The organism is Kitasatospora sp. NPDC048540 (assembly GCF_040651175.1).
In the GTDB taxonomy this organism is placed as follows: Bacteria; Actinomycetota; Actinomycetes; order Streptomycetales; family Streptomycetaceae; genus Kitasatospora.
The window spans coordinates 1-12,820 of record NZ_JBEZIR010000184.1; the positions used below are offsets into that span (position 1 = coordinate 1).

Genomic DNA, 12,820 nt, shown 5'->3' on the forward strand with positions numbered 1-12,820 from the left:
CCGGCACCTTCACCACCCGCGACCCCGCCCCCGTCTTCTACCGCCACAGCGCCTTCGGCGCCGACCCCATCAACCACACCGACCCCACCGGCAACATTCGAATCAGCGCTGCCGACCTCATGCAGAAGCGACAGAAAATGCGCCTCGGAGACATCTATGAGACCCCGGCCCAGTCAGGGCGGGCTGAGGAGCGCCAGCTGGTAAAACGACTCCTGGCGATACGCAGCGAAGTCCCCCAGCCCCCGAGAAGTCTGCCTCGGGCAGATCTGACCCTTAACGCCCACGAGGAGACCCTGCTCACCGCCAAGGCTGCCCGACCACAGACAGTTGGCGCCAATCTTGTTGTCTCCCCGGTGCAGGTCACTGACGTTCCAAACCATCTTAATGAAAATGGCAAAAAATTCCGGCCGACCGTGGATGTCCCAGTCTTCACCACTTATGCCATTCCGCCCCATCGGAATCCTGCTGACTTCAGAATGGTGCGGTTTGCAAAAGCGAGCTGGGGCATAAGGGAGGCTCTCAGTAAGAACTTTGAAGTGAAGAGCACCGTGCCGGGCTACATGTCCTTCGGACCCACGGCTTCCATGGGTCAGGTGCCGGCCCCCGCTCAGCTTGCAGCCAGCGAGCGCACCCGCCTGGTTTCCCTTGTCAAAAATAACCCGCGCCAATGGAAGTACGACGGCCCGGGGACGGAATTTCAGCCCAATTCGACAATGAACCGTGACACTCCAGGGCTGCTATCGGTGGGGCAGATGTCATGGCCGATGGTTCAAAATAATGAGTTCATATCGATCTTGATAGATCGGAGGAACATGGAGCTTGCGAATGTGCTGAAATTTGAAGTCAAATATCACGCGATGGGCAATGTCGACAAAAGGACGGTCGATATTATCTATGGCGACGCCTGAGCGCCTTCCGTCCCGTATCGGGAACGTGAAATGTCCTGGTCGGGACAGGTGGGGAGGTGAAATCCCTTGCTGAGAGTGTGATGATCTTACTAAACGTGCCATCGGTCGGAGCTTCACTATTGCAGTGTGCTGCGGGTTTGACCGACCGGCCGGACCGAAATCGAACACGAGCGCTTGAATTCAAGCGCGCTCGTGTTCGACGACGGTGTCCGTGACCCGGCCATCCCCCTGCAGTTCCTGCCATACCCCCGGCAGGTGTCGGTGGTGTCTGGGACGCTCGCGCCGTGGTGGGACACGGTGCGGGGCTGCGGGAACCGGTGGACCGGGCGGTTGCGGGGCTCAGCGCCCACGGTCGCCGGGAGCTGGAGGAGTTGTGGCCGCGGTGGGGCCTTGGGCCGCTGCCGTCGTCCCGATCGGCCACGGGCCCGCAGCACTCGCTGTCGCTCCCGCCCGCAGCCTCCACGGTCCGCAGCCGACGAGCGTGCAGTAGTCTGCCGGGTCGCCGGCGCGAGCTGTCGAGCTGGATCTCGCGTCGGCGACCCGGCACCACGGACTACAGGCCTTCACTCGAAGCTCCGCCCGAGAACGGGACGGAGATCTCGGCGAGCGTTCCGGACGGAACGTTCGGGCGGAGTTCTAGTGTGCCGCCCGCGTCGCTGATCCGAATACGCTGAGAAGCCAGTCCGATGTGCCCCTGAGCCGCTTTGGAATGCAGGGATCCGTCGGGTATGCCCACTCCGTTGTCGGCGATCGTCAGGTGGACGCGGTCCGGCAAGGTGATCAGATCGATCTGGACGGTCGTAGCGTGGGCATGCTTCGCGATGTTGGCGATCAGCTCGCGACTGCAGTTGTAGAGCAGTTCGTTCATCGAGGAGCCGAGGGTACGCCGATCGCAACGGACCTTGACCGCGAAACCACTGCGCTTCCCGGCCCGCTCGGCGAGTCCGTGCAGCGCCTGTTCCAGCCCACCGTGTTCCAGGACAGCCGGATGCAGCTCGGTGACCTGTGAGCGAAGCTGCGCGGCCGTTGCCTTCAGGGCGTTGTCCGCCCGTTCCAAAGCCTCGCAGCCGGGGACCTCCGCTATGTCTTGCCGGGCGACCAGGACGTTCTGCAGCGGTCCGTCATGCAGGGCTTCGGACAACTGGCGTCGGTCACGCTCACCGGCGGCGACGTTGTTCGCCACCAGCCATGAACGGTGATGGGCGAGATCAGCGATCATTCCCACCCGTGACTGTTGGATCCAGGAGAGCAGGACGCCCGCCGTGCTGACCACCGCGATGAGAACCGCGTGCACCAGCGTGTAGTGGAGGTCCGGACCGGCATGCGAATGCCCGATGCCCGAGGCCAAGGCATAGGTGCAGGTAGCAGCTGCTCCGGTGATGGCTGTGAGACGTGGGCGCAGCTGGAAGGAGGCGAGGATCGGCATCAGGACGTACACGTCCCCGGAGAACGGCGATGACCACTTCGAGTCGGTGAAAGTGCCGGCGACGATCAGGATTGCGGTCAGCACGGGCAGGTCCACCCCTAGGACACTCCATGCCGCCCATCCCCCGAGTTCATTCCGCCAGGCGCCGATGAGCATCACCGCGCCCCACACCACGTAGCATGCGGCCAACGCGATCGCGGCGGTCACGTGCTCCCTGGGGGGGAAGAGCGCGAGATCCATGGTCATCAAGGTGATGTATGCCAGCCGCAGGACCGACTGGACCCGGGCCGATTTCGCCTGATGGGCCGCGTAGACCCGCTCGATGGCTCGCCCCGCGTCAAGATCGGGCAGTACGGGCTGCTCAGGACGCAGGTAGCCGTGCAGTCTCCGAGGCGACAGGCGCCAGTGATCCGGACCCCGGAATCCGGTCTGCTGCCAGTCCGCCTCAACGGACTCCTCTGCAGACTGCGCGGCGGGGATCACTTGGTTCGCTTGGCTGCTTTCCATCAGCTTCCACCTGACCGTGTGCATTCTGTGACCAGAAAGGCGGGGCCGAGCCGTCCTTCGACCGGTTCGCTCCATTGCCAGTGTGCTACAGGCTGACTGCCCCGCCGAACCGGCCCCTAGCCCGGGCAGGGCAGCGCACGGGCCGGCCCCGGTACGCCCGGCGGTCACGGTGAGTGTGCTGCGGAGCCCCGGAGAGGTGCGGCCATCGCCGGGAAGCACCGTGGCCGGAGAGCGGGCAGCGGCCTCCCGGCCTCCACCGGACGAAGGGGGAGCGGCGATGGCGGGGGGTGGGTGGTGCGGTGGTCCCCGCCATCGCCGCTGCGGGGGTGGCTCTGTCAGGATGCCCTGCCCGCTGGATGGCCGCTTCCACCGTTCGGCGAAGCGTTCGAACGAGCCATGGACTTCCGGGCGGCAACCGGCGCGATCGGTGTTGTTCTTCCGGACACGCACACGCACACGTACACGGCTGCGGACGGGAGCGGGTCCCTGTCCGCTGGCTGTGCGCCTCAGTCACCCATTCGGCGTCAACCGGCGGACCCACCCGCAGGGGCGAGGATGCCCGACACTCTCGCGGATCCGGGATGGCAGGGCTCTGGAGCGGAGCGTTCGGTGGAGGGCCTGCCTGCTGGCAAGAACGGCAAGGTTATCGTCAGCGTTGTATGACTGGCCTGGGGCTGTGCCCGCCAGGGACCAGGCACGCGGCGTCGGACGGCCGTCCACGGGAAGCCACTGAAAGCGGTTCGCACGGCAGCCCTGGCATGGTTTGACTGCTCGGACCATGACGCTGCGTACGTGCCTGGCCTTGGATCGCGCCAGTGAGAAGCACTGCTCAGGCGGTGCGTGAAGGAGTAGCTGTGCGAATAGCCTCCGCTGCCGCAGTTCTTCCCGTGGCCGTAGGAGCCGCCGTGTTCGCGGCTGCCCCGCCGGTCGGATACCCGAGGGCCACAGGCACGACGGTGACGCAGGACGCCCTGTCGCCGTTCTTCGCATCGGCCGACGTATCCACCAAGGCGAGCCTCACGGTGCACTCCTCCGGCTGCTTCACCGCCCGGACGCTCGGCGTCGGCGTCCGTGACGCGGCCGGACACAACCTGGACTTCCCAGGGAACGCCTCCAACGTGCAGATCTGCCCGGGCGGTGTCACCTTCACCAGCGCCGCCCGTACCCTGCCGGGTGGTATCTACACCGAGTTCGGCTTTTGGCAGGACCTCGCGGGTGTGTGGCACAACCTGCCGTCCCGGCCTCTGATCGTCGCGCCTCTGGTGGCGCCCGTTCCTGGTTCCCATGTCGCCCGGCCTGCGGAGCCGGGTACTCCTGACCCGGGCTCCACCTCCGCGCCGACCCCGGCGCCCACCCCCGTCCCGGCGCCCGGCGCCGGCTCGCCCGTCCCCGGCAAGGCGCTGACCTGGTCCGACGAGTTCGACAGCCTCAACACCACCCGCTGGACCACCGACAAGAGCAGCTCGTACAAGTACGGCAACCACAACCCGGACGACAACAAGCTCGACTGGCTGAGCAAGGACGGGGTCAGCGTCTCCGGCGGCGTCGCCACCTTCACCGCCAAGCCGGGCGCCAACAAGCTGGAGAACGGCAGGCAGTCCTGGGACACCGGGCTGCTCACCACCGAGTACTCCGGCGAGGGCTTCCAGGTGAGGACCGGCGACTACGCCGAGACCCTGGTGAAGCTGCCGTCCGGCAGCGGGGCCTGGCCGGCGCTGTGGACCTGGAAGAACGGCAACGGGGAGATCGACTCCTTCGAGTACCACCCCGACAACCCGAACCTGCTGGAGCTGACCAACTTCGTCGATCCGGGTTCGAAGTACTACACCGACGCCAACGCCGTCGCCAAGGACACCTGGGTCGCCATCGGTACCTACTACGGCGCCGACTCGGTCGACTGGTACGTCAACGGTGTGAAGGTGTTCTCCGACAACACCGGCGTCGGCGCCGACTGGTCCGCGTACCTGATCCTCAACCTGTCGCTGAGCGCCGGCCAGTACCACCCGGCGCCCACCGGCACCGCGCCGATCACGTTCGCCGCGGACTACATCCGGGTCTACCGCTGATACAGGGCTCCCATCAGACTCCGGGCGGCTCCGGGGCAGGTGACGCCGTTGCCGTCGGTGGGGACGACCCCGAGTTCCCGGGCCGGCGGCAGGCGAGCGTGGCACGGTGCAGGAGATAACCGGCCAGCGGGAGTTCCACGAAGACGGCTGACGCCAGGGCGGCCCAGAAGCCGGGTGCGCCGAGGGCGAGGGATACGTCGAACCACGCGTCGCAGACGAGCATCACGGCGGCGGCCACTGCGGGAATCACCGGCGGCCGGCGGCGGTGTGCGAGGAAGGCCGTGAGGGCCAGGGCGGCCAGCAGCAGCACGTCGAACCCGACCCAGGCGACCCGCCATGCGTGGACGTGATAGCTCGAGGGCAGAGTCAGTCCCAGATGCACGGTCCACGGGACCAGCACCAGTGCGGCCGGCGAGAGGAATTCGACCACGTGGCGACGCCGCCGCTCCTGCGGGGCCGACGTGGGGGTGGGCCGGGGGAGGCCGGCGGGTGGGAGAGGGGCCGCCGTGTGTCCGTCCGCTGCCTGCTCGTCCGCCGTGGTCGGGCGGTTCACCGGCGATCCGGCGTACCGCGTATAGCGGCCTTCGGCAGCTCGGCGCTGTCGGCCGCGGGGTGGCGTCGGGGCTGGGGTGGGAGGGCGGATGCGGCGCCGTTGCCGGGGAACAGCCGGTCCCGGGCGCGCAGCAGCGGCCCGGTGAGGACTGCACACAGGACGGTCACCGCGGCGCCGGCGAGAACGTCCGCGAAGTAATGGTTGCCGGTACCCATCACCACGACGGCGATCATGGGAGGGTAGAGCACGCCCAGCGTGCGGACGGACGGATCCTGCGCGTGGCGTACCAGGATCAGCCCGCACCAGAGGGCCCAGCCGACATGCAGGCTCGGCATAGCGGCGAACTGGTTGGTCAGCGAGCCCAGTCCCTTCGGGGCGCTGGCATCACCACTCCACCAGCCGATGCCTGCGTGCGCGGCCATGGTGTCGGTGAATCCGTAGACGCTAGGCATCAACCTGGGCGGTGCGACGGGATAGAGGATGAATCCGGCCAGGGCGAACACGGTGGTGAGGGCCAGCCAGGTGCGGGCCCGACGGTAGACGGCGGGACGGGCGCGCCAGAGCCAGATCAGCACGGCCGGCGTGACCAGATAGTGCAGCGAGGCGTAGCTGAAATCGCCGAACACCCCGAGTGACGGGTGGCGGGAGAACTTGGTGTTCAGCCAGAGTTCGGGACTCAGGTGCAGCCACCGTTCCGCGTCCAGCAGCCGTGCGGCGTTGTGCCGGGCCGCTTGAAGGTCCCCCCGCACCAGGAACCTGCTGCTGTCGTAGACGAGGTAGAGCACCGCGACGAGGAGGAGTTCACGCGTCCAGCGGTGACGGCGCGCAGTGCTGGTCCGTCGGGCCGTCACCGCTGGACCCCGGGGTCCGCGAGGGTGCCGGCAGTGGCCTGGTGGGTCATGGAAGGGGGCTCCTGCTGCTCGCTGCCGCGGCGATGTACCCGGTGGGGCCGAGCCGAGGCTGGTGGGCGTGTGACGGCTTTCCATCCGAACGTGGTGATCCGCCGATGGTGGCCGGTAACGTCCGGCCGGGCGGTCGGCGGGGACCGCGTACCGCCGGGTCCCGGTCCGGCGCCGGACGGCGTGGCGGAACAGAACCGTTGCCGACCGTGCCGGTGGACCGTTCGATCCGATTCGGGCCGGGATGCGGCCGGGAGCGGTTTCACACCTACCGGCGGACGGGAACCGGCTGACCGACCCCGACGTCAGCGGCCGATGAGCCGGGCGCCTTGGAACGGGTGAGACCGATGGCGGCGGCCGGCACGGTCAGCAGCATCACGATCATGCCGATCACGAAGGTGAGGGTGAACTGGCCCTGTTGCGGCAGCGGCGGCACACCGGCTGGCAGGCCCTGGATCAGCTTGGAGGCCAGCAAGGAGGTGACGACTGCCGAAGCGATCGAGCTGCCGACCGACCGGGAGATGGAGTTGATGCCGTTGGCGATGCCGGTCTGGTTCAGCGGCACACTGGCTGCGATCAGCGCGGGCATCGCGGCGTAGCCGAGGGCGATCGAGGAGCCCGTGAGCAGGCCCGCCACGATGATCCCGGCGCTGGAATGGTGGGCGAACGCCAGCCAGGCGAAGCCCGCGGCGCCGATCAGCGCGCCGAGGACGAGCGTGAGGCGGGCACTGATCCTGCGGACCAGGATGCCGCCGACGGGAGCCGCGACCAGGCCGATGAGGGAGCCCGGCAGCAGGTACTCGACGGAGGCCCGCAGTACGGAGGCGCTGAAGCCGTAGCCGGTCAGTGCATGCGGGATCTGTACCAGATAGGAGATGCCGATGAACTGCGCGAACATGGCGAAGCCGACGAGCAGCCCGATCAGGTTGGTGAAGGCGACCTGCCGGTTGGTGAACATCTTCAGGTCCACCAGCGGCGCCGTGACCCTGCGTTCGACCAGGACCCACAGCGCGGCGACCACGACAGAGCCCGCGAGGCAGCCGAGTGTCCGGTTCGAGGTCCAGCCCCACTGGTGTCCCTGGGATATGCCGAGCAGCAGGAGAACCAGGAAGCCGGCCAGGGTGAGGGCGCCCGGCAGGTCGATCCGGCCTCCGGCCGCGGCGCCGCGGCCGGGCACCAGGAACACGAGGGCGGCGAGGGCAAGTACGGACAGGCCGGTGGAGGCCCAGAAGACCGAGTGGTAATCGGGGGAGGCGCCCTGGGTGAGCAGGCCGGTGGTCACCAGGGAGAGCCCGGAGCCGAACGCGAGAGTGCTGCTGACCAGGGCCATCGCCCCGGGAAGCCTCTGCTGCGGAACCTGGTCACGGATGATCGACAGAGCCAGCGGGAAGATTGCGGTGGCAGAGCCCTGAAGTGCCCGGCCGACGATCAGCAACGCGAGGGAGGAGGTCGTCGCCGCGAGCAGGGACCCTGCGATCATCACCACGAAGACCGCGATCAGCGTGAGTTTCTTGCCGTACAGGTCGCCGATGCGGGCCAGCAGGGGAGTGAAGACCGCGGCGGAGAGCAGCGTGGCGGTGGTCACCCAGCTGACGCCGGCACTGGTGCTGTGCAGGTCGTGTGCGAGCAGGGAGAGGATGGGGACGACCTGGGTCTGGGCCATCGAGACGACCATCGCTGCCAGACCCAGGGCGAGGATCAAGGGCATGCTGCCGCCGCGGCGGGCAGCGGAGCCCGCGAGGTGGGTGGTGCTCATGTAAGGGTTCCTTCTCGGCCGGTGGTAGGCAGGACGGCGGCGGCCATCCCGGTGCCGGCATCAGCATCACCCACCCCCCGCTCGCGCCCATCCACCGATCACACCGACGACCGGCCCCGTGGTGCCCCGCCCAGATGCCTCGACCTGCAGCGGAACGGGCGATCAGAGCGCAGGTCGTCTGGCGCGCCACAGCAGGCTTCGGCCTGGCGTGGGAGAGCGTGGCGACATGAGGATCGCGAGCCCGGCCTTCTCCGAAGGAGACTGGATTCCTGCCGAGCATTCCGTCGACGGCGGCGAGTACCCGGTGCCGCTGGAGTTCGAAGCGGTGCCCGCAGGGGCGGTCAGTCTGGCACTGGTGGTGCACGACCCCGATGTACCGCGCGACCGGCGGCCGGACGGAAATTTCGACCACTGGGTGGTGTGGCGCATCCCGGCGGATCAGCGCCAGATGTTTCAGGAAGACGGGCAGGTAGGGGTAGTGGGAGCCACCACTCGGGGAACCAACACCTGGATCGGTCCCGCCCCGCACCCCGGTGACGGTCCGCACCGCTACTTCTTCACCCTCTACGCGCTCGACACCGCCCTGAACCTGCAGCCCTCCGCGGGGCGTGCGGAGCTGGAGCACGCAGTGGAGGGCCATGTCCTCGAAAGAGCCGTGCTGATGGGCCGGTACCAGCGAGGTTGACCGGCCGCCGGGGCCGGGGCGGCCTGTCCGTTCTCTTCGAACCGGTACCCGGGGGCCGGCCTGCGGCCCTCACCGGACTGATCAACGGGATGGCTGTCGGCCTTCCCCTCCTGATGGGCGTGGTAACCGGTGACACCTCGGCGGGCGCACTGGCATGCCTGGGCGCGTACGTGGCGGCGTTCACCAACAAGGGCGGACCGCGCAGGCAGCGGACCACCGGACTGGTCGTGGCCGCTGCGGTCAACGCGCTCGCCTTCTGGACCGGCGAAATGGTGGCCGGTCTGTTCCCCGTCGCCCTGACCCTGCTCATGACGCTGGTCTTCCTCGCCGCGATGGGGTCCATGGTGCACGGGATGATGGCCCGCCTCGGCACCATGCCGGTGACAGCCCTGCTGACTGGTGCCGGAGAGGGCACCTCGGGCACAGATGGACAGCTCCGCCACGTAACCGATGGCAACGGGGACGGCGTGAAGGTGTCCATCGGATCCCGACCGTCACCACCGCGGCCGGAACGCGACGCGTGGCACCGCTGGCCGGCTGGTCGGTGCCGGGGCGGCACCGGGGCCGGCACTGGCGCCGGGACCGGGACCGGAATTCACTGTGCAGCGGCCCACCGGACCGGGTGGCCGTCGGTTTGGGAATCGCTTCTAACGGCTCCCGGTTGGGAGAGGGGGGTACGCCCTCACCTGGTAGGAGAGCACTGCGGCGGGTCGCGGGCCCGGGTGGTCTTCGAGGCCGAGGCCGGGCAGTCGATGACACCGCCGCGTGTCAGGGTCTGAGAACCACATCGGGCACACACCGGTGGTCCGTCCGCGTGCGCGGACGGGTCCCCATGGCTGGCACGATCTGCTGCAGCAGGTGAGCGGTCCTGTCTGGTCTACACGATCTGCGTGTACCGGGGCCGCAATGGCGCCGAAGGGCTTCCGCCGGCGCGACTTCCGGGACCTGAGGTCCGGCACGCATTGAGCCTGCCCCCGGGACGTGGACACCGGAGTTTCATGCGGCGAGGGTGATCTTATGGGACATCGCTGTCTGCTGTTCGAACTGGACCGGGCTGAGGTAGCCGAGCGTGGAGTGGCGACGGCGGAGGTTGTAGAAGGAGACCCAGCGGAACACGTCCAGCCTCGCCTGATGCTGGTTGGCCCAGCGGGCTCCGTGCATCAACTCCCGCTTCAGGGAACCGAAGAAGCTCTCTGCGGCGGCGTTGTCGTAGCTGGAACCGATCTTCCCCATGCTCCGCCGGATCCCGTGGCGCCGGCAGAGTTCAGCGAACTCGGCCGAGCCGTATTGGGCGCCCCTGTCCGAGTGGAAGATCACGCCGTCGACCAGGCCGCCGCGGGTCGCCATCGCGGCCTCCAAGGCGTCGGCGACCAGCTGGGTGCGCATGTGGTCGGCCATCGACCAGCCCACGAGCCGGCGTGAGTACAGGTCGATGACGGTGGCCAGGTACATCCACGAGCCGCCAACTGGCAGATACGTGATGTCCCCGACCCACCGGATATCGGGCCCGCCCGCGGCCCGGTCCTCCGGCAAGACGGTCACCGAGGTGGCCCGCGACCTGGTGGGGCCTGCGGAGCTGGGTCGAGCAGGACAGGGTTGACCGTGGTGAAGGCTATCCGGGCGGGCTGACCGGCGCCGAGCACGAGGAGCTCCGTCGCCTGCGTCGGCAGAACCTCGAACAGCAGAAGACCGTCGAGGTCCTGAAAAAGCGTGGCCTTCTTCGCGTGGGAGAGCGACCGGTGGGCGGGGTCCACCGGTTCATCGCGGCGGAGAAGGCCACCTACCCGGTCACGTTGCCGTGCCGCGTCTTCGGCGTGCCCTGCTCCTCCTTCTGTGCCTGGGCCGACGGGCAGAAGGCGCGGAGCGCGCGCCTTCTGGCCGGTGACGCGCTCGCCCACGGGATCACGGTGGTCCACCTCGCCTCCAGGGGCGCCTACGGCGTCCCGCGCGTGCATGCCGAGCTGCGGCGGCCGGGCAACGGGGTGAACCACAAGCGGGTCGGGCGGCTGATGCGTGAACGCGGCATCGCCGGGATCACCCGCCGCCGGCGCCACTCGCCGACCCGACCGGACAAGCAGGCCCGGCCCGTGCCGGACCTGATCGGCCGCGACTTCACCGCGGCGCGACCCGGAACGCGACTGGTCGGAGACATCACCTACCTGCCCACCGACGAGGGCCGGCTCTATCTGGCCTGCTGGACCCGGCCACCCGCGAGGCGGTCGGCTACGCGATGGCCGACCACCACCGCGCCGACCTGGTCATCGACGCACTGCACACGGCCCACGGACGTGCCCGCCCGGAACCGGGCCGCATCGCACACAGCGACCGTGGTGGCGAACACACCTCCAGTCAATTCCGGACCTATACAAGCAACTTGGGGATGAGAGCGAGCACCGGGCGTACCGGCTCGTGCCACGACAACGCCGCAGCCGAGAGCCTCTGGGCGGTCCCGAAAGCCGAGATCGGGACCCGAACCCGGCCCGACCGGGCCACCGCCCGCGCCGAGGTCTTCTCCTTCATCGAGACCTTCCACAACCCACCGCCGACTACGCAAACACCCAAGCCGGGGCTACCTGACCCCGCATGAAACCCGACAACGACACACCCTCGCCGCGTAAGAACGAGTGTCCGAGATCACGGGGAAACTTCACCCGCGATTAAGACCTGGCTGGTCGCGCATCCCCGCTTCCACCTGCACTTCACCCCGACCGGATCGTCCTGGCTCAACCTCGCCGAGCGCTCGTTCGCCGAACTGACGAACAAACAGATACGACGCGGCGTCCACAAGTCCGTCCAGGCCCTCGAATCCGACATTCGCGACTGGATCGCGACCTGGAACACCGACTCGAAGCCCTACGTCTGGACCAAGACTGCCGACCAGATCCTCTAACGCCTCGCAGGATATTTGAAGAGAATTCCTGACTCACAACACTAGGCCGTGTCTGGCAATTCGCGTCGGATCAGCGCGCGGCGGTGGGCGCCCGGCTGGGCGTGCCGGCGAAGCGTCCTCGTACTGGACGTACTTGGACGTTTCGCCGGTGCGTCCAGGCTGGGGCACCTCCCGGCCGAAGGCTGGGGGAGCGTCGCGCGCCCGGTGGGAATTGTCAGACAAGCCCCAGAGGTCGTGTCCAGATGAACAACTCGGGATCGCATCGACCTTGCAAGAGATGCACTGCTACTGGAACGGAATCTTGATGGATCCTACATCAACGATGGACATGCGCGGATACGTTTTCTCCAGGTTTATATAATTCTCGTCGGGGCCTTGGGTGAGATTCATGGGGGAGCTGTGGTTCGGGTCAAAATGCCAGACTTCTTTGTTATTTACGACAAAGCTGGTCACGTGGCCGCCCCGTCGCTCCCTATCTTCCCAGAGCATGTTCCAGGCTCGCGGATCCCCGGTGTCGGAATCCAGCATGGATTTAAGCGCGCCGATCCTTTCCTCTCCAGTTAGGTCTCTATGGTTGCCGTAAAGGGTGCGACTCAGATCTTCCTTCCATGCGAAACTGCGAGCGTTACCCAGGGGGACCAAGGGCTTCTGTAGAACGGTGGCAGAGTTGAGGCACATTGTTGTCACCGCGCAGATCCCAATATCCCACTTATAGATACCGGCAGACTTCTGCTGGACTGTGCGAGCCACAGTCCATGCGTCCTGCACGGTTGCCATGGGTACCTTCGACTCAGTAGCGATAAACTTCCCTGCCGGCGAAATTAGATTTGCCAGTTGCGCCCGGGACGCCTCGCCGGACTCGAAGATGGTTTGAATTTTTGCCGGTGGTTCTACTGTATCGACAGTTACGGCATCGACATTGGAGTCGCCGCTATTCTTACCGATCCCCTTGCTACCCGATCCATCCTTTTTGATGGTCTTCTTGGGGTGATTTTTCTTGCTATTTTTCTTGCTCTTTTTAACTTTGTTTTTCCCGTTGCCGGTGGGGTCGGTGTGGTTGATGGGGTCGGCGCCGAAGGCGCTGTGGCGGTAGAAGACGGGGGCGGGGTCGCGGGTGGTGAAGGTGCCGG

At 67.2% G+C, this 12,820-nt stretch carries 10 protein-coding genes and 3 pseudogenes; 7 read left to right on the top strand and 6 right to left on the bottom strand.

Annotated elements, in window-relative coordinates; translation table 11 throughout:
- A partial coding sequence (locus AB0D08_RS38045; RefSeq protein WP_359894923.1) for a hypothetical protein occupies positions 1-908 on the top strand: 908 nt, incomplete at its 5' end.
- 553 nt (positions 909-1,461) lie between these two features.
- Here the strand turns inward: AB0D08_RS38045 and AB0D08_RS38050 are convergent.
- Positions 1,462-2,841: an ATP-binding protein gene (locus AB0D08_RS38050; RefSeq protein ID WP_158515563.1), complete on the bottom strand. Its 1,380-nt coding sequence runs from the start codon at positions 2,839-2,841 to the stop codon at positions 1,462-1,464.
- A gap of 956 nt (positions 2,842-3,797) precedes the next feature.
- On the opposite strand from AB0D08_RS38050, the gene AB0D08_RS38055 reads away from it, so the two are divergent.
- Entirely contained in the window at positions 3,798-4,907 is a 1,110-nt protein-coding gene (locus AB0D08_RS38055; protein WP_233289185.1) for a family 16 glycosylhydrolase, read from the top strand.
- A 13-nt stretch (positions 4,908-4,920) separates the two neighbouring features.
- Here AB0D08_RS38055 and AB0D08_RS38060 read toward each other — a convergent pair whose 3' ends face one another.
- From AB0D08_RS38060 to AB0D08_RS38070, 3 genes are all read right to left on the bottom strand, one after another.
- Positions 4,921-5,337, bottom strand: coding sequence for a hypothetical protein (locus AB0D08_RS38060; RefSeq protein WP_359894926.1), 417 nt, complete (start codon positions 5,335-5,337; stop codon positions 4,921-4,923).
- A gap of 119 nt (positions 5,338-5,456) precedes the next feature.
- Positions 5,457-6,311 (bottom strand): phosphatase PAP2 family protein, encoded by an 855-nt coding sequence (locus AB0D08_RS38065; RefSeq protein ID WP_359894927.1) that lies wholly within the window; start codon positions 6,309-6,311, stop codon positions 5,457-5,459.
- A 316-nt stretch (positions 6,312-6,627) separates the two neighbouring features.
- A complete protein-coding gene (locus AB0D08_RS38070; RefSeq protein ID WP_051813092.1) occupies positions 6,628-8,115 on the bottom strand; it encodes an MFS transporter in 1,488 nt (495 codons plus the stop codon).
- Positions 8,116-8,341: 226 nt separating this feature from the next.
- On the opposite strand from AB0D08_RS38070, the gene AB0D08_RS38075 reads away from it, so the two are divergent.
- Together AB0D08_RS38075 and AB0D08_RS38080 are read left to right on the top strand one after the other, a co-directional pair.
- Entirely contained in the window at positions 8,342-8,800 is a 459-nt protein-coding gene (locus tag AB0D08_RS38075) for a YbhB/YbcL family Raf kinase inhibitor-like protein (protein WP_033822058.1), read from the top strand.
- An 89-nt stretch (positions 8,801-8,889) separates the two neighbouring features.
- The gene (locus tag AB0D08_RS38080) at positions 8,890-9,579 is read left to right on the top strand and encodes a hypothetical protein (RefSeq protein WP_033822059.1); all 690 of its coding nucleotides are present in this window, start codon (positions 8,890-8,892) and stop codon (positions 9,577-9,579) included.
- Between the two features lie 217 nt (positions 9,580-9,796).
- On the opposite strand, the pseudogene AB0D08_RS38085 reads toward AB0D08_RS38080, so the two are convergent.
- Positions 9,797-10,375: pseudogene (locus tag AB0D08_RS38085) on the bottom strand (IS3 family transposase); the annotation flags it as partial.
- Positions 10,376-10,614: 239 nt separating this feature from the next.
- On the opposite strand from AB0D08_RS38085, the pseudogene AB0D08_RS38090 reads away from it, so the two are divergent.
- The 3 genes and pseudogenes from AB0D08_RS38090 to AB0D08_RS38100 all read left to right on the top strand — a co-directional run.
- Positions 10,615-10,839, top strand: a pseudogene (locus AB0D08_RS38090) (IS3 family transposase); the annotation flags it as partial.
- Between the two features lie 191 nt (positions 10,840-11,030).
- Positions 11,031-11,387 carry a hypothetical protein gene (locus AB0D08_RS38095; RefSeq protein ID WP_359894930.1) on the top strand — a complete coding sequence of 119 codons (357 nt, stop codon included), beginning with the start codon at positions 11,031-11,033 and terminating at the stop codon, positions 11,385-11,387.
- A 60-nt stretch (positions 11,388-11,447) separates the two neighbouring features.
- Positions 11,448-11,690, top strand: a pseudogene (locus AB0D08_RS38100) (IS630 family transposase); the annotation flags it as partial.
- 285 nt (positions 11,691-11,975) lie between these two features.
- Here AB0D08_RS38100 and AB0D08_RS38105 read toward each other — a convergent pair.
- Positions 11,976-12,820 (bottom strand): hypothetical protein (locus tag AB0D08_RS38105; protein ID WP_359894931.1); only part of this gene is annotated, 845 nt, incomplete at its 5' end.

Coding starts and splice junctions, on each gene's coding strand:
- AB0D08_RS38050 (WP_158515563.1), bottom strand. CDS start 2,841: ATGGAAAGCAGCCAAGCGAACCAAGTGATCCCCGCCGCGCAGTCTGCA.
- AB0D08_RS38070 (WP_051813092.1), bottom strand. CDS start 8,115: ATGAGCACCACCCACCTCGCGGGCTCCGCTGCCCGCCGCGGCGGCAGC.
- AB0D08_RS38075 (WP_033822058.1), top strand. CDS start 8,342: ATGAGGATCGCGAGCCCGGCCTTCTCCGAAGGAGACTGGATTCCTGCC.
- AB0D08_RS38080 (WP_033822059.1), top strand. CDS start 8,890: ATGGCTGTCGGCCTTCCCCTCCTGATGGGCGTGGTAACCGGTGACACC.
- AB0D08_RS38095 (WP_359894930.1), top strand. CDS start 11,031: ATGGCCGACCACCACCGCGCCGACCTGGTCATCGACGCACTGCACACG.